This window comes from Pedobacter sp. R20-19 (genome assembly GCF_000708265.2).
Lineage (GTDB): Bacteria > Bacteroidota > Bacteroidia > Sphingobacteriales > Sphingobacteriaceae > Pedobacter.
Genome location: NZ_JCKI01000004.1, coordinates 256,104 through 276,873 on the forward strand (window position 1 = coordinate 256,104; position 20,770 = coordinate 276,873).

Here is a 20,770-nt window from a genome sequence, read left to right on the forward strand (position 1 = left end):
TTATAAACCTATTTTTATTTTTTTGCAACTTTAGGCGCAACTGTTAAGAACATTCTCTTACCTTCTAACTTAGGCAATAATTCTACTTTACCTACATCTTCCAAAGCCTGAGCAAATTTCAATAATAAAATTTCACCCTGTTCCTTGTATACAATTGCCCTACCTTTAAAATGCACATAAGCCCGAACTTTTTCACCGTTCTCTAAAAAGCTTACTGCATGTTTCAATTTAAACTGGAAATCGTGATCATTTGTATTAGGACCAAAACGAATTTCCTTGATTACCGTTTGTTTAGCATTAGATTTAATCTCTTTTTGCTTTTTCTTTTGTTCATAAACAAACTTACTGTAATCAATAATTCTACAAACTGGCGGTACAGCATTTGGAGAGATTTCTACCAAATCCAATTCCAAATCATCAGCAAGCGCCAAAGCTTTTGCCAAAGGATAAATCCCAGGTTCAACATTATCGCCAGCCAAACGCACTTCAGGCGATTTAATGTACTGATTAATGTTATGCTCTGCTTCTTTTTTCTTAAAAGGTGGACGTGGTCCCCTGTTAAATCCTGGTCTTCCTAATGCCAAACGTGTAACTATTTTAATTTAAACTGTTATTTCTTTTTTTAATAAATCGCTGAACTCTTCCAACGTCATTTCTCCTAAATCTCCTTCACCATGCTTACGTACTGAAACTTTTCCTTCAGCCATCTCTTTATCGCCAATAATAAGCATATAAGGGATCTTTTTAACTTCGGCATCACGGATTTTTCGTCCGATTTTCTCATCTCGGAAGTCAATCAGCCCGCGAATATCGGAATTATTTAGTTCATCTAAAACTTTTTTTGCATATTCTTCATATTTTTCTGAAATCGGAAGAATAATAAATTGTTCAGGACTCAACCATAAAGGAAAATTACCTGCACAGTGTTCTATTAAAACAGCAATGAATCTTTCCAGCGAACCAAATGGCGCACGGTGAATCATTACTGGTCTGTGTTTCTGGTTATCGCTACCAGTGTACTCTAGTTCAAAACGCTCTGGTAAGTTATAATCAACCTGAATGGTTCCCAGTTGCCACTTTCTACCTAAAGCATCTTTCACCATAAAATCTAGCTTAGGGCCATAAAAAGCTGCTTCGCCATATTCTACAACCGTATTTAATCCTTTTTCAGCAGCAGCCTCGATAATCGATTCTTCTGCCAGTTTCCAGTTTTCATCATTACCGATATACTTTGATTTATTATCCGGATCACGAAGAGATACCTGAGCTATATAATTATCAAAACCTAATGATTTAAATACATAAAGTACTAAATCGATCACTTTTTTAAATTCTTCTTTTACCTGATCAGGACGACAAAATAAGTGTGCATCATCTTGAGTAAAGCCTCTTACACGTGTTAAACCATGTAACTCACCACTTTGTTCATAACGATATACCGTACCAAATTCTGCAAAACGAACAGGCAGATCCTTGTAAGATCGCGGCTTAAATTTGTACATTTCACAGTGATGCGGACAATTCATCGGCTTTAATAAAAACTCCTCTCCTTCTTGTGGAGTCTTTATTGGCTGAAAACTGTCTTTACCGTATTTTTCGTAATGACCAGATGTGATATATAAATTCTTATTCCCTATATGTGGTGTAACTACCTGTTCATAACCATGTTTTGCTTGTGCTTTTGTTAGAAACTGTACTAATCGTTCTCTTAAAGCAGTTCCTTTTGGTAACCACATTGGTAAGCCCATTCCTACCTTTTCTGAGAACATAAAAAGCTCTAGTTCTTTTCCAAGTTTACGGTGGTCGCGTTTCTTAGCCTCCTCAATCATGGCAAGATATTCGGTAAGCTCGCTTGCCTTTGGAAAAGTTACACCATAAATACGGGTTAATTGCTTTTTAGTTTCATCACCTCGCCAGTAAGCGCCAGCAACGTTCATTAGCTTTACAGCTTTAACAAAACCTGTATTTGGAATATGTGGACCACGACATAAATCAGTAAACTGACCTTGAGAATAGAAAGTAATTTTTCCATCTTCCAAACCGTCAATCAGATCCAGTTTATATTCATCACCTTTTTCAGTGAAATATTTAATTGCATCAGCCTTGCTTACACTTTCACGGGTGAAAGTTTCTTTTTGCTTGGCTAATTCAATCATCTTGGTTTCGATGGCTTTGAAATCATCCGAAGAAAATTCCTTTTCACCAAAATCTACATCATAATAAAAGCCAGTTTCAATCGCCGGACCAATACCAAACTTTGTTCCAGGATATAAAGCTTCTAAAGCTTCGGCCATTAAGTGGGCTGATGAATGCCAGAAAGTTGATTTACCAGCCGCATCATTCCAGGTTAGCAGTTTTACAGAAGAGTCAGCTTCTATTGGGCGTGTTGAATCCCAAACTTCGCCATTCACTTCGGCAGCTAAAACATTACGGGCTAAACCCTCAGAAATTGATAATGCAATTTGATGGGCAGATGTGCCCTGTTCATACTGACGAACGGAGCCGTCAGGTAAAGTAATATTAATCATCTACAACTATGATTTGTTCCTTATCCAGTATTGAAGTTTCGGAACGGTTTAAAAATATGGTGAATTCTAAATCACATACCAAGTGATTTTTGTGATTGCGAAGATAAGTAAATTTATTTCAACGTTATTTTAGGTCGAAAAATATTTTTGAGAATTTGAGATGGTTGATTACAATAGACAGATCCTGAATCAAGTTAAAAAACACTCAAATAAGACAGTATTCTATCCTTACTTCGCACAATTAATTTACTCATCTCGTCCTGGCCAGACAGGCCTTCTTCTTTGGGCAACCAAAGAAGCAAAGTTGCCGGCTCACAATTTTTCTGTTCAAGTTAGTGAGTAGGCGTAGACTCTGCCATTCCGAAAAATTGACCATGCAGGTCTAAAAGCAGAACGAAGGAACAGTTATCTGGCCTTGCTGGAAGGTTAGCGATTGCAATAAACAACAATTTGATGCTGATGCAAGAAGTATCTGCAAGCTTTTATGTTAACTGCATTATTCTTCTTGCCTGTCTTAAATCTGCGGGATCTATACAATTTACGGGATAAAATGATAATAATTGAAACAGATCCTGAATCAAGCTCATGTACACCACAAAAACTGCTCTTATACAAAAAAAGCCTTTCGAAAATAAATCCGAAAGGCTTCCATAATATTGTGTTAAATTAATTCCCTGGAACAACGATTCGCTGAACACCACCACCCGGTCTGTTTTGTCTGAAACGTTTCATCATATTGTCCATTTTAATCTTATATTCCTCTTCAGTAATTAATTTGGCTTTTTTTGGAGGGGTAACATCTTTGGCACTCACTCCTCTGTATTCAATGCTTTTAGCGATGGTTGAGCTGCCTCTGCCTTCAATCGCTAAAACAGTACCTTCCGTCCACATTTTAGGATTTGGAGAAAAATTAAATCCCAGATCATTCGTGTACCATATGTGTGTTTCTTCAGTTACATCTTTATCCATGTCGAGAATTTTAACTGATCGGGTTGATTTTACAATTACTTCTTTACAATCAAAACCGATTATCTTTTTGGTTGCATCTGTTTTCAGCACTTCAATTTTAGGAGGTACAACTGGTTTAGCTTTAGCAGTATCAGCGTTTCCTCCACCCATTCTAAATGATCCTATCGGGCCAGAAGTAGATAAAGATAATTTACTAGGCATATAATAAGTAGTATCATTTAAATCGAAAACTTCTGTTAGTTTTTGATCAGCAAAGCTATAATAGTATTCGCGGTTGCCTCCGCCCCCGCCAAAACGCATCATCATTCTACCTATGCCACCACCGCCGCCACCTGCTCCGTTACTATCTTCTATGTCCTCAACTGGCATATAACTTGCGTTTGTAGCATTAAATAATAACTCGAAATTGCTTTTACTGGATGAAGGCATTCTTGCCTTCATCTGATCTGGAATTTGCATCCCACTTGCAGCTGCCATGGCGGCCGGATCAATAGTTGTTTCAAACTGAATAGCGCCAGCGGTTTTCTTTTGCGCATCTGCTACAGATACCATCGCAAAAACGCTCATCAATACGCAAATTATTTTTTTCATGTTTTGTTCTTTTAGATTTTAGAGGCAGTTATACTAAAAAGGTTTAATGAAGGGGTGGCAGATTTATTGGAATTTAAAATTAGTATAAAATTTAATATTCTGTGCTTTCCAGCCAGCCATTACATAATACATCTGCAATATGCATCGTTTTGATTGGCAGGTTATTTTTTTCGATATAACCTTGAAGGTGTAATAAGCACGATAAATCTGTAGAAATAATATAATCGGCATTTTGTGCCATGGCGTGATTTACTTTTTGTTCGGCCATGGCGGAAGAAATGGCATCAAACTTTACTGCAAAAGTCCCTCCAAAACCACAGCACATATCAGTATCCTGCATTTCTAACATTTCCAAACCGTGAACTTTCGAAAGCAACTGACGGGGTTCGTCTTTAATTTTACATTCACGAAGCGCACTGCATGAATCGTGATAAACGGCCTTACCCTCTAACTCTGCTCCGAAATAATCTTTCTTCGCTACATTGATTAAAAAGTCTGATAGTTCCCATATATTAGATTGTAAATTCCTGCATTTGTTGTGCACTATAGTATTGGTAAATAAATCATTATATCCACCTTTTACCATGCCCACACAGGAAGCTGATGGTGCAACTACATAAGTATTTTCTGAAAAATCATTTAAGAATTTAGTTCCCACTTCTTTTGCTTCATCCCAGTAACCAGCATTATAAGCAGGTTGCCCACAACAGGTTTGTTTTGAATTGTAGCTAACTTCGCACCCTGATTTTTCCAATAACCTTAACGTGTTAAAAGCGGTTTCAGGATAGAGCTGATCTACAAAACAAGGCACAAATAATTCTACTTTCATCATATTCTTAAGGGCAAACTTACGGTTTTACTATTTCTTTGCTTTCGTTTTTCCTTAAGATTAGCAAAAAGATTAAACCAATGATAAAAAATGATGCTAAAGCAATAATAGAATAACGGATGTTTCCTGTTAAATCTTCAATATAGGCAAAGCTGAATAAGCCAATTACGATAGCCAGTTTCTCTGTAACATCATAAAAGCTAAAAAATGATGTGGTATCTGGTGTATTTAATGGCAAGTATTTAGAGTAGGTAGAACGCGATAATGATTGAATTCCACCCATAATTAAACCCACAATTGCAGCCAGTGAATAAAACTGATATTCATTGATAATGTAATAACCATAAACACAACAGCCAATCCAAACCAGAACCACCATAATCAAAATGTTTATATTGCCTATTTTTTTGGCCAAATAAGACATTAGTAACGCACCAGGAATGGCAACCAACTGAATAATCAAAATCACTGCAATCAGTTTTGCTGTGCCTAATTTTAATGTTTTCTCAGCAAAACCGGCTGCCGCCAACATAATGGTTTGTACGCCCATGGAATAAAAGAAGAAGGAGAAGAGAAAGCCTTTTAATCTTTTAATCTTTTTCAATTGCATCCAAACCTTTGTTAATTCACTAAAACCATCTTTAATAATATTGGTCTTTATTTTTAATACTTGTGGCGTTCCATTTGGAAAAACGTTAAATGGAATTTGTGAAAAGGCAATCCACCATACACCCACCAGTAGAAATGATAATCTTGGGGGAAAAGATGCATCTGTAATGCCGAACCATTCTGGTTTTAATACAAATAAGAAACAAATCAACTGAAGCAAAACAGACCCTATATATCCGTAAGAAAAGCCTTGTGCACTTACGCGATCCTGATGTTCCTCTGTTGCAATTTCTGGTAAATAAGAATTACTAAATAAAACACCACCAATATAGCCCATTGCCGCCAGTGCGAAAAATATGATGCTCATTTCGAGTGTATCCAGCTTAAAGAAATATAGTGCCATACATGCCAAACCACCCATGTAAGTGAAAAATTTCATAAAAGATTTTTTGTTTCCCCTTCTATCAGCAATAGAGGAAAGTATAGGTAAGGCTAAAGCCATAATTAAATACGCAAAAGATAGCGCATAATTAGAAAGTGATGTATTAACAAAGGTTCTTCCAAAAAAGGTAACCTGATCACCATGTTCTTTTGTGGTGGTAATAATGGTATAATAAGCCGGAAAAATAGTTGATGTAATCACCAGATTATAGGCGGAGTTTGCCCAATCGAAGAAAGCCCATGAGCGGATGGTTTTCTTATTATTTTTTTCTATCATTTATATTTTCGCTTCGCGGATGATTACAGAGATTGATTTCTGATTACAAAACTAATATTTTATCGATCATTTTAGCTAGCTCTTTTAACAGTTTTCAATTCCTAAATCTCACATCTCAAGATAATACTTCTTCCCGTCAGTTTTAATCTTGCCCGCATCTAATAATTCGCGGATGGCATTGATGCGTTCATGCTCTGAACCATTCTTTATCCCGGTTACCAGATCATCTAAATTTAAAGGTTGCTGCTGCAATAGGGAAACGATTTCAAAGTCAATCTCATCATCTTTCTGATGGTCAATTTCTGCTTTTTTTTCGGCCAGACAAACATCACAAACGCCACATTTTGAAGCATGGTGTTCATCAAAATAGGCCAGTAATTGAATGCTGCGACAAATATTTGTAGATGCATAACCAATCACCGCATTAACTTGCTTAAGTAGAATTTCTTTACGCAGTTCAAGGTATTTTATATCTAAATCAAAATGATCCATATCTACACGAGGCCGAATATACTGTAGCTGTGGTTGATCCGTTTGCTGAATATAAGTGAGCAATTCTAGTGATTGTAACTTATTTAGTAAGGCAATAATATCCTGATATGATAGACCAGTTCTCTTGGCTAAATCTGCTTCTTTAATATTAATAAAACCATCAAAAGCGCCACCGTGTGATCTGAGAATGGTTTTGATCATGCTATCATAAGCTCTATTTTCAATCTGAAACCGATAAACATCTTCGTGACTGGCAATAAACATCATTCTTGAGGGTAGAAAAACACTTTCTGATAAGGTTAGATAGCCATCATGTTCCAAAAATTTTAAGGTAGATATTGTTTTTAAAACACTGATATTAAATCGCTTACAAAAATCAGCAAGATCAAAAGTAAAGGTTAAACCTTCGCCTGCACCAAAAGCCAATTGAAAGTAACTGCCTAAATAATGGTAAATTTTACGAATTTCATCCGGAGAAGGGAAACTATCAATATAGCGTGATTCAAGATTCATCATATCAGACTGATTGGCAAGTAAAACGGCATAGCTTCTTTTTTCGTCACGCCCGGCCCTCCCAGCCTCTTGATAGTATGCCTCCAAGCTTTCGGGTAAATCTAAATGTACCACTATTCGCACATCAGCCTTATCAATGCCCATTCCAAAAGCATTTGTGGCCACCATAATACGGGTCTTATTCAATTTCCAATCTTCCTGTTTTTGAAAACGGACATCCCTTTCTAAACCAGCATGATAAAAATCAGCTTTAATGTGATTGCGGTTTAAGAAGTTCGATACTTCCGCCGTTTCCCGTCGATTGCGGACATATACTAAACCTGTTCCATTTACATTTCTGCAAATATCCAGCAGTTTTTTATATTTATCTTCCTTATTAAAAACTACATAACTGAGGTTATCGCGGGCAAAGCTTTTAACAAAAACCTGTGCATCTTTCATCTCCAGCTTTTCAATAATATCCTGCCTTACGAAATTTGTAGCGGTAGCAGTAAGTGCTAAAACCGGTACATCGGGTAAAATTTCCCGGAGTTTGGAAATTTGCTGATAGGGCGGGCGAAAATCGTATCCCCATTGGGAGATACAATGCGCTTCATCAACCGCAATCAGATTCACGTTCATATAAGAAATCCTTACCCTCACCAATTCAGAAAGTAACCTTTCCGGAGACAGGTATAAAAATTTGATTTTTCCGTAAATGCAGTTATCCAGTAAAATATCGATTTCGCGTTTCCCCATTCCTGCGTAAATGGCAATCGCCTCTATACCTTTTGATTTTAGATTCTCAACCTGATCTTTCATCAAAGCAATTAATGGCGAAACCACAATGCAAATACCTTCTTTTACCAATGCAGGAATCTGAAAGCAAACAGACTTGCCACCACCAGTGGGCAAAAGCGCTAAACTGTCTTTTCCTTCTAAAACGGAATTGATAATATCTTGCTGTAATGGTCGGAAAGCGGAGTAACCCCAATATTTTTGTAAAATCTCTATTGCTGTCATAAATCGGCGGTATCAAAACTATAAAATTTATATGTAAAGCAGTAGTATATTTACAATTGGCGCAAAACCATTTTGCAAAAGATTATTAACTTTGTTCAATACCTAAATAAATGCTGGAAAGTCAGCTCACAAAAATTATAAGCTTAATTAGAAATGCCAAATGCAGACAATCTGTTGTAAAAGAGTTGGCTGAATTTTTATCAAGAAATAATCCTATTAGCAGTAGTTTTTTTGAGCGTTCCATTACAGAAAATATAAAACTCTCGGCAGTGCTGAGAGAAATGCTTCAAGAAATTCAAAACATAACTCCCAAAAAAGATACCACAACAAAAAATACACGAACTATTCCGGTAATATAAAATGAAAAACCTTTACTTTCTCTCTACGCTTACTCTCCTATTTTTCACGTCAAATGCCCAGGAAAAGAAATGGGATGTAGAAAAATATCAAGGCACAACCAAAAACTTCACTTTAAATACAGATGAAGGTACCTGGATGAATCTGGATGTGAGTCCGGATGGACAGGAGATCGTATTTGATCTGTTAGGTGATATTTACACGATGTCAATTTCAGGAGGCCAGGCAAAATTAATTAGTGGCGGCATAGCCTATGATGTACAGCCAAGGTTTAGTCCTAATGGCAAATATATTTCTTACACGAGTGATCGAAGCGGAGGTGATAATATCTGGATTATGAGCCGAGATGGTTCAAACAAAAAACAGGTGACCAAAGAAACTTTCAGGTTATTAAATAATGCCACCTGGATGCCGAATAGTGAATATCTGGTAGCGCGTAAACACTTTACCGCAGGGCGCTCTCTGGGTGCTGGCGAAATGTGGATGTACAATATAAATGGTGGAGAAGGTGTTCAGCTAACCAAAAGAAAAAATGATCAGCAAGATGCCGGAGAACCGAATGTTTCGCCTGATGGAAGATATGTCTACTTTAGTGAAGATGTAAGCCCGGGGCCAAATTTTGAATACAGTAAAGACCCGAATGGAACAATCTATGCCATTCGCCAACTGGATTTAACCACAGGAAAACTAACCACATTGATTAATGAGCAAGGTGGTGCCTGTCGTCCACAGGTTTCACCAGATGGAAATCTAATTGCCTTTGTTAAACGTGTTCGTTTAAAATCTACACTTTACGTTCAGAATATTAAAACAGGTGAAGAGTGGCCTGTAAATGAGGATTTATCTCACGATCAGCAAGAAACCTGGGCTATTTTTGGTGTTTATCCAAATTTTGCCTGGACACCAGATAGTAAAAGCTTGATATTTTACGCTAAAGGAAAAATCAGAAAAACAGAGATCTTATCGTTAATCAATACAACCATTCCTTTTCAGGCCAATACTGTGCAAACCGTACAGCAAGCCTTACATTTCGAACAGCAGGTATTTAATAACGAATTTACAGCTAAAATGCTGAGACAAGTAACCACATCACCCGATGGTAAAACAATTGTTTTTAATGCAGCAGGTTATCTTTACAAACAAGACCTACCTGGTGGAACGCCAGAACGTTTAACTAATGGCCAGGATTTCGAATTTGAACCAGCGTTTAGTCCAGATGGGAAGTTTATCATTTATACCACCTGGAGTGACGAACTACGGGGCGCAATCAAAAGAACAGACTTAAAATCAGGTAAAACAATTACTTTAAGTGATGAGAAAGGCTTTTATTATTCTCCACAATATTCTAGTAAGGGCGATAAGATTGTATTTAGAAAAGGAATTGGAAATGATGTTTTAGGTTACAATTATGGCCGTGGAACCGGGATTTATATCATGGCCTCCAATGGTGGTACCAAAACACTTGTTTCTGAGAATGGAATCCGCCCACAATTTAACAATACCGATACCCGGATTTATTTCCAAAGTTATGCTGATGGGAAAAAGGCTTTAAAAAGTATTGATTTAAATGGCGGAAACGAAAGAACACACTTCACTTCTCAATATGCGAATCAGTTTGTCATCAGTCCTGATAACAAATGGCTTGCTTTTAATGAACTCTTTAACGTTTATATCACCCCAATGATCAATGTTGGAGTTGCTCAGGATGCATCTGCCGGAAATAAGGCCATTCCTGTTACAAAAGTGACAACGGATGGTGGAACCTATATTCAATGGAGTGCCGACAGTAAGAACTTGCATTGGACTTTAGGGCCAAAATATTTTACTGTGGATGTGAACAGTGCCTTTAATTTTGATGGCAGCACGCCAAAAGCTCAGGCGACATCTGTAGATATTAATCTTGTTTTAAAATCTGACGCACCCAGCGGCATTGTAGCGCTAAAAGGTGCGAGAATTATCTCCATGAAGGGTGATGAAGTAATTGAGAACGGTACTATTTTAACTGATGGCAATAAAATCACAGCTATTGGGAAAGCAGATGAGATAACTATTCCATCCAAGGCTAAAGTGATTGATGTAAATGGGAAAACTATTATGCCTGGAATCATTGATGTACATGCACATTTACGTACTAGCCCTGATGGAATTTCGCCGCAAAGCGATTGGAGTTACCTGGCTAATCTTGCTTTCGGCGTTACCACTTCGCATGATCCATCCAGTAACACAGAAATGGTTTTTAGTCAGAGTGAAATGTTGAAGGCCGGCAGAATGATTGGCCCAAGAGTTTATTCTACTGGTTCTATTTTATATGGTGCTGATGGTGATTTTAAGGTGGTCATAAATAGTTTGGATGATGCCCTGGCAAACCTTAAGCGATTAAAAGCTGTTGGTGCATTTTCGGTAAAATCATATAACCAACCCCGCAGAGAGCAACGCCAGCAAATTTTGGAAGCAGCTAGACAATTAAAAATGGAAGTGGTACCGGAAGGTGGTTCTACTTTCTTTCATAATATGAATATGATTGCCGACGGACATACCGGGATTGAGCATAGCATTCCAGTTCTTCCCGTTTACAAAGATGTAACCACACTGTGGAACAATACTGAAGTAGGCTATACCCCTACTTTAATTGTGGCTTACGGCGGACAATGGGGCGAAAATTATTGGTATGACAGAACCAATGTTTGGGAAAATGAAAAGTTAATGGCCTATACGCCACGTTCGATTATTGATGCAAGGGCCAGACGCCGAACGACTTCAGAATATAGTGACTACAACCACATAGATATTGCTAAGGCAGCCAAACAAATTGCAGATGGTGGCACTAAAGTTAATTTAGGCGCACATGGGCAAATTCAAGGTTTAGGTGCGCACTGGGAATTATGGATGTTTGTTCAGGGCGGTTTTACACCACTGCAAGCTATTAGAAATGCGACTTTAAATGGGGCGAGTTATTTAGGAATGAGTAAAGAAATCGGTTCATTAGAAGTTGGAAAGCTAGCCGATTTGGTAATTATGGATGCTAATCCTTTAGATGATATCCGCAATTCTGAAAAAATAAAATACGTGATGATTAACGGCCGTCTTTATGACAGTGCAACAATGAATGAGGTAGGAACGAGAGAAAAACTTCGGAGTAAATTATGGTTCGAAAACGCAAGAGGAAATGGATATGTAATTCCAAACGGCGAATCAGAAACCTGGACGTTTACCGTTCCTCATTGCGATTGATATTTCACCAAATATTGATGCTTTACCATATAAGGAATGTAAGATAATTTAAGGCTAATGAGCTTACATGAAACTTATATGCCTTACAAGGTCAATAACGTAAAACCAATTGATATTTAACCATATAAGGAACATAAGAAATGTAAGACTAATGAGCTTATATGAAAATATATGCCTATATGGTCAATAAAGTAAAACTAATTGATATTTAACCATATAAGGAACGTAAGAAATGTAAGACTAATGAGCTTATATGCCTTATATGGTTAATAACGTAAAATTTATCAGATTTATCTCCTGAGCTTTGTGCTCATATGTAAAGAGCGTAAGCAAATTATAACACCAACAAACCAAATTCCCGCAAGGTGTTAATTGGTTTAGCATACCAGAACAATTCGAAATTTTCCATTTCCATTTCATAATCATTCTTTACTTCATGAAAGGTGATTACCTCTTCGCTGTCTATTGAAACTTTATCCAGAATAGTGCTCAGCCATATGCCTTCATTCTTATTGGTTTGAATGGTAAAAGTTTCCTTCTTATCGTGAAAAGTAAGTGAAGCCATTTCCCATGAATTACCTTTTTTGGTTTTAGTAAAAAAATCAATTTCAGGCTTTGTGCCTAACCATACCACTTTTGCTGTAGGCTTGGTGCTGAAATGATGATCTTCATTTAATGCCCCCTCAATGAAATCGGCAGGTATTTTTGTTCTCGGAATTTTAAAATCAAACCAGTCCTGAAGTTCATAATCAAAGCAAATTCCATGCATAAAATTGAACAATGATTTTTTTAATCCAAAGCTAAATTTGTTATGGTCAATACCTGTTTTATCGATGTAATTAATATCATTATTTGCAAATGTGCCAATTGTTTCTGTTTCTTTAACTACGCCAAATTTTTCTGGATATAAACCCACCGGACTATGAGCAGTCATGGCGAACTGGTGCCAGAAGCCCGATTGCAAAATGCCAGCTTCGAATAACTGTCTAACCATTTCGAGGCTATCAACAGTTTCCTGAACGGTTTGCGTAGGATAACCATACATTAAATAAGCATGAACCATAATGCCAGCTGCAGTAAAATTCCGTGTTACCCTTGCAACCTGCTCAACGGTTACGCCTTTTTCAATTAATTTCAATAGACGATCTGAAGCAACTTCTAAGCCGCCCGAAACAGCAATGCAACCAGATGCTTTTAAAAGCAAGCATAAATCAGCGGTAAAGCTTTTCTCAAAACGAATATTAGTCCACCAGGTTACCGCTAACTTCCGACGAAGAATCTCTAAAGCCACCTCACGCATTAATGCTGGTGGTGCAGCCTCATCTACAAAATGAAATCCATTTTGCCCGGTTTTTAGCGATAATTCTTCAATACGATCTACAATTTGTTTCGCCTGAACAGGTTCATAAACTTTGATATAATCTAAGGAGATATCGCAGAATGTACATTTACCCCAATAACAACCATGAGCCATGGTTAATTTATTCCACCTGCCATCGCTCCACATGCGGTGCATTGGGTTCACGATTTCAATTACAGATATATATTTGTCGAGAAGTAAACCCGAATAATCAGGTGTCCCAACATCAGCTTGCTTGTAATCTTTCCTAAATGAATCGTTTTTATAAGTTACAGTTCCATTTTCGAGCAAGAAAGTTCGCTTAAACATCTGCATTTCTGCGGGCACCTTTCCATTAATATTTTGAATAAGTAGTTCTATTGGCAGCTCACCATCATCAAGGGTTATAAAATCGAAAAATTCGAAAACCCGGGGGTCAGAAAGAGAACGAAGCTCAGTGTTAGGGAAACCACCTCCCATAGAGATTTTTATTTCAGGATGATGTTCTTTAATCCATTGTGCACAACGAAATGCACTGTATAAGTTACCGGGAAAAGGAACTGAAATCAGAAATAAAGAAGGTTGAACAGTTTCAATGTATTCCTTTAAAATGGAAATCAGAATCTGATCAATATAACTGGGCGCCTGCTTTAAAGCACTGTATAGCTCATTAAAAGAACTTGCGCTTCTACCTAATCGCTCTGCATACCTACTGAAACCAAAATTATCATCTACGCATTCAACAATATAATCGGAAATATCTTCCAGATAAAGCGTGGCAAGATGTTTGGCTTTATCCTGCGTGCCCATGGCACCAAAAGCCCAGTCCAATTCTTCCAATTGTGCAAACCGTGATGCCTGAGGTAAAAAATCATCTCCACAAATCTGTAAAGCTAAAGTTGGATTCTTTCCTTGCAGGAAATGAATAACGGCATCTATTGTTTTTAAATATTCATTTTTTAATGCCAAAATTCGTTTGGCATTAGCACTTAAAGGTTTTGTTGTTGGCTTATTTAAGAGCGCAGTTAGGCCTTTCTTAGAAAATAAAACAAGGATGACTTCAATGCCTAAATCTGCTTGCGTAGCTCTGATCCCTTTTGTATTTAAAAAACCTTTAATATACGCCGTCGCTGGATAAGGTGTATTCAGTTGTGTAAAAGGCGGCGTAATGGCAAAAATTTCTGTTCTCAAAAGGATATTATTTTAGACAAAAGTAAGTGAATTTTAAGACTTCTTGTCGACAAATCATTCAGCTTGTCATTAAATGAACTAAACTAAAACCATTATCTAAACGTTTAAAAATTACATCAACACCATTACTACCTGAATGAAAGTTTTCTATTTTCTATTAATAATGCTATCTGTGCAAATCAGCTTTGCTCAAAAATCATTTATTTTCCCTAAAGTAAAGCAGCAAGGTTCATCAATAGCGCAACTTACCTTAAATAACTGGAAGGTAATCGAAATGGTTCAAGGCGACTTAAATAATGATCAGACAGAAGACCTGGCTTTGATTTTTGAATCAAATCAGACAATTGATGAAACCCGAACATATGGCGACAACAATTCTGAAATCATCAAGGAAACACAGAAACCACGCATTTTAGCGATTTATTTCAAAGATAAAAATGGTAGTGCATATCACTTATCTACCCAGAATAACGATTTTATCTTACGTTCTGAAGAAGGTGGAAAACTTGGAGATCCATTACAACAAGTTGAGATAAAAGATCAACAACTATTTTTACGCTTTAGAGGAGGAAGTGAATGGCGATGGGAATTGGGCTATACTTTTAAGTTCCAAAATAAAGATTGGTTCCTTACCAATGCAATTAACCTTTATTTTAACCAGAACACTGGTGATATGACAGAAAGAATTTACGATTTTACTTCGCGACAACTCTTTACCACTGTTGGCAATTTACACCGCAGGGATATTGCCAATCAAAAAACCAGTGAGGTCTTATTTTTTAGTCAGCTGCGAACATTTAAAACCTTTAAAAAACCTTGGGCCTGGGAAATTATGCCTAATGTTTATTTGTAATATGATAAGCCTATTTTTATTGGTTAAATTTGCTGTGCAATTACAAAACCACTTGCCCAGGCCCATTGGAAATTATAACCACCAAGCCAGCCTGTTACATCCAAACATTCGCCACCGAAGAATAGATTAGGCATTTTTTTGCACTCCAGGGTTTTGGAAGAAATTTCATTGGTATCAATTCCGCCACGCATAACCTCTGCTTTATCATAACCCTTATCACCAGCAGGCTTCACTTTAAAGCGGTGTATGGTTTGATCAATTAGCTCAATTTCAATTTTGGTTAATGAAGCTACAGGCTTACTTAAAGGTAAAAACTTACCCAAAGCATCTGTCAGCTTTTTTGTATAAAAACGGTTCAGTAAGGTAGAAACTAAGGTTCTTCCGTTCATTTTACGTTCCTCATCTAGTAATAGAAGTATGTTTTCTCCGGGAAGAAGATTTAAATTAATGGCCTCACCCCTACGCCAGAAGGAGGAAATCTGCAAAATTGCCGGACCGCTTAATCCCCAATGCGTGAAAAGGATATTTTCTTCAAAAGAAATCTCGTTGTTACTTACTTCACAAAAAACCGAATTACCAGAAAGCTGTGAGAACCATTCTTCATCTTTTCCGGTGATGGTTAAAGGAACTAAAGCCGGAGCGGTTTCTATAATTTTTAATTGGTGTTTCCTGGCAAAACGCAAGGCAAAATCGGTGGCACCCATTTTTGGTATGGGTAAGCCTCCTGTGGCAATCACTAATTTCTCCGCACAGAGGGAAATAGTTTTTCCAAGTTTCTCATAAACTACTTTAAAGCCATCAGGCAAAACTTCAATTTCCTTAACATCAGCTTTAGTTCTGATTTCTTGCCCCAAATCTGCACTAATAGAAGTAAAAACTTCCACCACATCTCTTGCATTCTTACCATCAGGAAACAATTGACCCAATGTTTTTTCTTTCCCCTGAATACCATAAGTTTCGAAAAAACTGATGGTATCATCAACCGTCCATTGATTAAAAGCGGATTTGATAAAATGAGTATTAGCAGAAATAAACTGCTCTGCAGATGCAAACTGATTGGTATAATTGCAGCGCCCACCACCAGAGATTAAAATTTTAGCTCCGGGTTTTTCATTCTTTTCCAGCACGATAACCTTTTTACCCAGATAGCCCGCCTGTACGGCGCACATTAAACCACAAGCACCTGCACCAATAATAATCGCATCTGCATCCATCATTTAAAACCTAAATTGTTACTTTTGTACAAAATTAGCATAATTTTCAACCCCTCATGGCAAAACAGATAAGCGAATTAAAATTAGGTATTTTAGGTGGTGGACAACTAGGCAGAATGCTTATTCAGCAAGCAATCAATTATAATGTAACTTCTTTGGTTTTAGATCCTGATCCGGATGCACCATGTAAACACCTGGCAAATTATTTTGAAAATGGTTCGATAACAGATTTTGACACAGTTTACAATTTTGGCAAGAAGGCAGATATAATCACCATCGAAATTGAGAAGGTAAATATTGAAGCTTTAGAACAACTGGAAAAAGAAGGAAAACAAGTATTTCCGCAATCGAGAGTGATTCGTTTGATTCAGGATAAAGGGGTTCAAAAGCAATTTTTTAAAGAGAATGATATACCAACCTCTCCCTTTCAAATTGTAAATACTAAAGAAGATATCGAAAATAGCCAGATTCCTTTCCCATACATTTTAAAATTGCGTAAAGATGGATATGATGGTAAAGGAGTAATGAGAATAAATAGTGCTGATGATTTAAATGATGCATTCGACGCACCTTGTATTATTGAAAAACTGGTTGATTTTGAAAAAGAAGTTGCCGTAATCGTGGCCAGAAATGCAAAAGGTGATATGAAAACCTTCCCGATGGTTGAAATGGAATTTAACCCGGAAGCTAACCTGGTTGAATTTCTGATCTCGCCTTCTACCTATGCAGAAAGCCTGCAACAAAAGGCAGAAAATATAGCCAAAAATATTGCATCAGCTATGAATATTACAGGTATTTTAGCGGTAGAAATGTTTGTTTCAAGGGATGGTGAGATTTTAGTAAACGAAGTGGCCCCAAGACCACATAATAGCGGCCACCACACTATTGAAGGAAACTATGTTTCTCAATTTGAGCAACATTTAAGATCTATCTATAATTTGCCTTTAGGCGATACAACGAGCATTACCAATGCGGTTATGATTAACCTCTTAGGCGAAAAGGGTTCAGAAGGTGTAGCTAAATATGAAAACCTGGAGAAAATATTGGCCATTGATGGTGTATTTGTTCACCTCTATGGTAAAAAATATACCAAACCTTTTCGTAAAATGGGTCATGTTACCATTGTTGATATTGACAGGGATAAGGCCATTGAAAAAGCAAGGTATGTACAAAAGACACTTAAAGTAATTGCGTAAGCCCCCAGCCTCCTAAAGGAGGAGTTTAAAGGCGGTGTGGAAATAGCAAAACATCAAATAAATTTTTAGATAAGATATAAACATATAGATATGAACGATGGAAATTCAGGTTCCTTTTTAGGGACAGAAGGGTTCTTAGTAGGAATAATTATGGGTAGCAAATCTGATTTGCCCGTAATGCAAGACGCTGCTGATATATTAAAAGAATTTGGGATTGATTATGAAATCACAGTAGTATCTGCGCATAGAACACCCGAACGTATGTTTAATTATGCTAAGGAAGCCCATGCCAGAGGTTTAAAAGTTATTATTGCAGGTGCTGGCGGTGCGGCTCATTTACCTGGAATGGTGGCTTCTATTACCACATTACCTGTAATTGGCGTTCCTGTAAAATCTTCTAACTCTATTGATGGCTGGGATAGTATTTTATCCATTCTGCAAATGCCTAATGGTATTCCGGTAGCTACTGTTGCGCTTAATGCTGCTAAAAATGCGGGCTTGTTGGCTGCTCAAATTTTGGCAACAGCAGATGAATCTTTAAGGATAAAAATGCAGGCATATAAAGATGAGTTGAGAAGAAAAGTGGAAGAAAGCGCTGAAAGCATGTAACCCTCCTATCCTCATTTAATGAACGCTCAAACTGAAGTACTCAATACTAAAAACCATTATCAGATTCTTGATGGTTTACGTGGTGTAGCTGCATTTTTTGTGGTAATGTTCCATATAATGGAGGCATTCTCCATGGGCAACCGTTTTCAACAACTATTAAACCACGGTTACCTGGCTGTTGATTTTTTCTTCTTGTTATCTGGTTTTGTAATCGCTTACGCTTATGATGACCGATGGGGAAAATTAACCAAATGGGAGTTTCTTAAACGAAGACTGATTAGGTTACAGCCGATGGTCATTATCGGGACGATTATTGGAGCGGTGTTATTTTATCAGGGTTTAGGGCCAACATTTCCGCCCATTGCACAAACTCCTGTTTGGCAACTGATATTGATTATGCTCATTGGTTTTACCGTCATTCCTGTCTTACCATCAATGGACATCAGAGGCTGGCAGGAAATGCACCCTTTAAATGGTCCGACATGGTCATTATTTTTCGAATACATTGGCAATATCATGTATGCATTACTGGTAAGGAAATTTTCTAAGACGGCTCTATCCATGTTGGTTTTATCGGCTGGCTGCTTATTAATTTATCATACCATATTTGGTAAGCAGGGCGATGTAATTGGCGGCTGGTCTATTACTCTTGAACAACTTACAATCGGCTTCACTCGGTTACTATTTCCTTTTTTTGCTGGAATTTTGTTGGCTAGATTTGGTAAACTGATTAATATTAAAGGCGGTTTTTGGGTGTGTGCACTGTTATTACTTACTGTATTATCCATTCCGAGATTTGGCGGTTTAGAAAACCTTTGGATGAATGGAATCTATGAATCAATTGTAATTATTTTCATTTTCCCACTAATCGTTTCCATAGGAGCAGGAAGTCACATTGTTGGAAAAAAAAGTCAGCGCATATGTAAATTTTTAGGTGAGATCTCCTACCCGATTTACATCACCCATTATCCTCTTATTTACGTTTACACCGCATGGGTTATCGACAATAAAATTACTTTTGAAAAGGGATTTCCAATCGGCTTGTTATTATTTGCAGGAAGTGTTGGTATTGCCTACTTAAGTTTGAGATATTATGATGAGCCTGTTCGAAATTGGTTGCAAAAGAAATTTCTGAAAAAAATTAAAGCTTAATTCAAACTCGGATCAATTGGAAAGTTGCTTACATGTGCATATTTTGGCCCCAGATTTACAATTACATCTCGCCAGAGTTTTTCATCATCATTGCCGAAAATGAGGTCGAGATCAGAAACCTCACTTACCATCCAGGCATTTTGTTCCAATTCTCTATCTAACTGCCCATTGTCCCAGCCGGAATATCCCATAAAAAACTTAACTTCACTCTCGTCGATAGCGTTAGTATTGATTAAAATTTTAAGGGTTTCAAAATTACCGCCCCAGTATAAGCCATTGCCAATAGGTTCACCACTTTGTAGTTTATCATAAGCACGATGAATAAAATGCAAGGTATCAGCAGCCACAGGTCCGCCAAAATAAATGTGGTTTTGTGCCTCCCATAAATCCTGAATTACATCTTTTAAAACCACATTAGCTACCTGATTTAAGATATAACCCACAGAACCATCATTTCCATGATCGGATAATATTACAACAGATCTTTTGAAATTAGGATCAGACATAAAGGGTTCGGAGATTAATAAACGGCCTGTTTTTGGTTTTATATTGTTAAGCATGATGATAATCATTTGTAGCACCATAAAAGATGCCTATTTTTGTTTTATGCAAGTTACTAATGAATATCTACAAAACCTGCGCCAAGAATATAAAAGCGCCACGTTAGATGAGTCTGACGTAGATAACAATCCTATTACCCAATTTAAAAAATGGTTTGATCATGCTGTTGAAGCTCAGATTTATGAACCTAATGTAATGACATTGGCAACCGCTGATAAATCTGGCCGACCAGATGCCCGAATTGTGCTTTTAAAAGGTGTGGATGATGACGGGTTCAGGTTTTTCACCAATTATTTAAGTGCAAAGGGTAAAGAATTAAAAAGAAACCCTTATGCTGCACTGGTTTTCTTCTGGCCGGAGCTGGAACGACAAGTAAGAATCGAAGGGACAGTAGAAAAGTTGGATAAAGAAACTTCAGAAGCCTATTTTAATACCCGTCCGGTGGCAAGTCAGATCGGTGCCATTGCATCTCCACAAAGCCAGGTCATCCCAAACCGGTCTTTTTTAGAAGAAAAATTTGAAGCATTAAAATCTAAAAGTGAGGATAAAAATATTGTAAAGCCTGCACATTGGGGTGGTTACATTGTAAAGCCTACACGAATCGAATTCTGGCAAGGAAGAAGAAGCCGCTTACATGATCGTGTAAACTTTGAATGGATTAAAAATGAATGGGTTAAAAGTAGATTAGCACCATAAGATATTTAAAACAAATAGAGATCTGCTATCCAGCAAGATCTCTATTTCTAACTAATCATTAACTAACCTAATTTTCAAGGAAGTACTTTTATAAAAACGTCGAACTTAATTTTTCGCCGA

At 37.2% G+C, this 20,770-nt stretch carries 16 protein-coding genes; 7 read left to right on the forward strand and 9 right to left on the reverse strand.

Annotated features, from left to right (window positions below; translation table 11 throughout):
* Positions 1–14: 14 nt before the first annotated feature.
* From infC to AN34_RS11460, 6 genes are all read right to left on the reverse strand, one after another.
* On the reverse strand, positions 15–584 hold the full coding sequence (gene infC / locus AN34_RS11430; protein WP_051666461.1) for a translation initiation factor IF-3: 570 nt from the start codon (positions 582–584) through the stop codon (positions 15–17).
* 18 nt (positions 585–602) lie between these two features.
* Entirely contained in the window at positions 603–2,528 is a 1,926-nt protein-coding gene (gene thrS, locus AN34_RS11435) for a threonine--tRNA ligase (RefSeq protein ID WP_029285465.1), read from the reverse strand.
* A gap of 666 nt (positions 2,529–3,194) precedes the next feature.
* Positions 3,195–4,088: a hypothetical protein gene (locus tag AN34_RS11445; RefSeq protein WP_157263294.1), complete on the reverse strand. Its 894-nt coding sequence runs from the start codon at positions 4,086–4,088 to the stop codon at positions 3,195–3,197.
* Positions 4,089–4,179: 91 nt separating this feature from the next.
* Positions 4,180–4,917, reverse strand: coding sequence for a (Fe-S)-binding protein (locus AN34_RS11450; RefSeq protein WP_029285471.1), 738 nt, complete (start codon positions 4,915–4,917; stop codon positions 4,180–4,182).
* Positions 4,918–4,936: 19 nt separating this feature from the next.
* Complete coding sequence (locus AN34_RS11455) at positions 4,937–6,244, reverse strand: MFS transporter (RefSeq protein WP_029285472.1); 1,308 nt, start codon at positions 6,242–6,244, stop codon at positions 4,937–4,939.
* A gap of 108 nt (positions 6,245–6,352) precedes the next feature.
* Positions 6,353–8,251 carry an ATP-dependent DNA helicase RecQ gene (locus AN34_RS11460; RefSeq protein ID WP_029285474.1) on the reverse strand — a complete coding sequence of 633 codons (1,899 nt, stop codon included), beginning with the start codon at positions 8,249–8,251 and terminating at the stop codon, positions 6,353–6,355.
* A 110-nt stretch (positions 8,252–8,361) separates the two neighbouring features.
* Between AN34_RS11460 and AN34_RS11465 the strand changes: the two genes are divergently transcribed.
* The gene (locus AN34_RS11465; protein ID WP_029285476.1) at positions 8,362–8,610 is read left to right on the forward strand and encodes a hypothetical protein; all 249 of its coding nucleotides are present in this window, start codon (positions 8,362–8,364) and stop codon (positions 8,608–8,610) included.
* Position 8,611: 1 nt separating this feature from the next.
* Positions 8,612–11,839, forward strand: a complete 3,228-nt coding sequence (locus AN34_RS11470; protein WP_029285478.1) for an amidohydrolase family protein — start codon at positions 8,612–8,614, stop codon at positions 11,837–11,839.
* A gap of 334 nt (positions 11,840–12,173) precedes the next feature.
* Here the strand turns inward: AN34_RS11470 and AN34_RS11475 are convergent, their stop codons facing one another.
* On the reverse strand, positions 12,174–14,369 hold the full coding sequence (locus tag AN34_RS11475) for a radical SAM protein (RefSeq protein WP_029285480.1): 2,196 nt from the start codon (positions 14,367–14,369) through the stop codon (positions 12,174–12,176).
* 163 nt (positions 14,370–14,532) lie between these two features.
* Between AN34_RS11475 and AN34_RS11480 the strand changes: the two genes are divergently transcribed.
* Positions 14,533–15,222: a hypothetical protein gene (locus AN34_RS11480; protein ID WP_051666463.1), complete on the forward strand. Its 690-nt coding sequence runs from the start codon at positions 14,533–14,535 to the stop codon at positions 15,220–15,222.
* Positions 15,223–15,245: 23 nt separating this feature from the next.
* On the opposite strand, the gene AN34_RS11485 is transcribed toward AN34_RS11480, so the two are convergent.
* Positions 15,246–16,436 carry an aminoacetone oxidase family FAD-binding enzyme gene (locus tag AN34_RS11485; protein ID WP_029285483.1) on the reverse strand — a complete coding sequence of 397 codons (1,191 nt, stop codon included), beginning with the start codon at positions 16,434–16,436 and terminating at the stop codon, positions 15,246–15,248.
* Between the two features lie 56 nt (positions 16,437–16,492).
* Between AN34_RS11485 and AN34_RS11490 the strand changes: the two genes are divergently transcribed.
* From AN34_RS11490 to AN34_RS11500, 3 genes are all read left to right on the forward strand, one after another.
* Positions 16,493–17,632, forward strand: coding sequence for a 5-(carboxyamino)imidazole ribonucleotide synthase (locus tag AN34_RS11490; protein WP_029285485.1), 1,140 nt, complete (start codon positions 16,493–16,495; stop codon positions 17,630–17,632).
* Positions 17,633–17,722: 90 nt separating this feature from the next.
* On the forward strand, positions 17,723–18,241 hold the full coding sequence (gene purE, locus AN34_RS11495) for a 5-(carboxyamino)imidazole ribonucleotide mutase (RefSeq protein ID WP_051666464.1): 519 nt from the start codon (positions 17,723–17,725) through the stop codon (positions 18,239–18,241).
* Between the two features lie 18 nt (positions 18,242–18,259).
* Complete coding sequence (locus AN34_RS11500; protein WP_029285489.1) at positions 18,260–19,393, forward strand: acyltransferase; 1,134 nt, start codon at positions 18,260–18,262, stop codon at positions 19,391–19,393.
* On the opposite strand, the gene AN34_RS11505 is transcribed toward AN34_RS11500, so the two are convergent.
* Positions 19,390–19,953, reverse strand: a complete 564-nt coding sequence (locus AN34_RS11505) for a YqgE/AlgH family protein (protein WP_029285491.1) — start codon at positions 19,951–19,953, stop codon at positions 19,390–19,392. The two genes, AN34_RS11500 and AN34_RS11505, sit on opposite strands and share 4 nt — an antisense overlap.
* 46 nt (positions 19,954–19,999) lie before the next feature.
* Here AN34_RS11505 and pdxH point away from each other — a divergent pair, with 46 nt between their 5' ends.
* Positions 20,000–20,650 (forward strand): pyridoxamine 5'-phosphate oxidase, encoded by a 651-nt coding sequence (gene pdxH, locus AN34_RS11510; protein WP_029285493.1) that lies wholly within the window; start codon positions 20,000–20,002, stop codon positions 20,648–20,650.
* Positions 20,651–20,770 lie beyond the last annotated feature (120 nt).

Bases quoted from the DNA above. Each gene is read 5' to 3' on its own strand.
- thrS (WP_029285465.1), bottom strand. From the start codon at position 2,528: ATGATTAATATTACTTTACCTGACGGCTCCGTTCGTCAGTATGAACAG.
- AN34_RS11445 (WP_157263294.1), bottom strand. From the start codon at position 4,088: ATGAAAAAAATAATTTGCGTATTGATGAGCGTTTTTGCGATGGTATCT.
- AN34_RS11450 (WP_029285471.1), bottom strand. From the start codon at position 4,917: ATGAAAGTAGAATTATTTGTGCCTTGTTTTGTAGATCAGCTCTATCCT.
- AN34_RS11455 (WP_029285472.1), bottom strand. From the start codon at position 6,244: ATGATAGAAAAAAATAATAAGAAAACCATCCGCTCATGGGCTTTCTTC.
- AN34_RS11460 (WP_029285474.1), bottom strand. From the start codon at position 8,251: ATGACAGCAATAGAGATTTTACAAAAATATTGGGGTTACTCCGCTTTC.
- AN34_RS11465 (WP_029285476.1), top strand. From the start codon at position 8,362: ATGCTGGAAAGTCAGCTCACAAAAATTATAAGCTTAATTAGAAATGCC.
- AN34_RS11470 (WP_029285478.1), top strand. From the start codon at position 8,612: ATGAAAAACCTTTACTTTCTCTCTACGCTTACTCTCCTATTTTTCACG.
- AN34_RS11480 (WP_051666463.1), top strand. From the start codon at position 14,533: ATGCTATCTGTGCAAATCAGCTTTGCTCAAAAATCATTTATTTTCCCT.
- AN34_RS11485 (WP_029285483.1), bottom strand. From the start codon at position 16,436: ATGGATGCAGATGCGATTATTATTGGTGCAGGTGCTTGTGGTTTAATG.
- AN34_RS11490 (WP_029285485.1), top strand. From the start codon at position 16,493: ATGGCAAAACAGATAAGCGAATTAAAATTAGGTATTTTAGGTGGTGGA.
- purE (WP_051666464.1), top strand. From the start codon at position 17,723: ATGAACGATGGAAATTCAGGTTCCTTTTTAGGGACAGAAGGGTTCTTA.
- AN34_RS11500 (WP_029285489.1), top strand. From the start codon at position 18,260: ATGAACGCTCAAACTGAAGTACTCAATACTAAAAACCATTATCAGATT.
- AN34_RS11505 (WP_029285491.1), bottom strand. From the start codon at position 19,953: ATGCTTAACAATATAAAACCAAAAACAGGCCGTTTATTAATCTCCGAA.
- pdxH (WP_029285493.1), top strand. From the start codon at position 20,000: ATGCAAGTTACTAATGAATATCTACAAAACCTGCGCCAAGAATATAAA.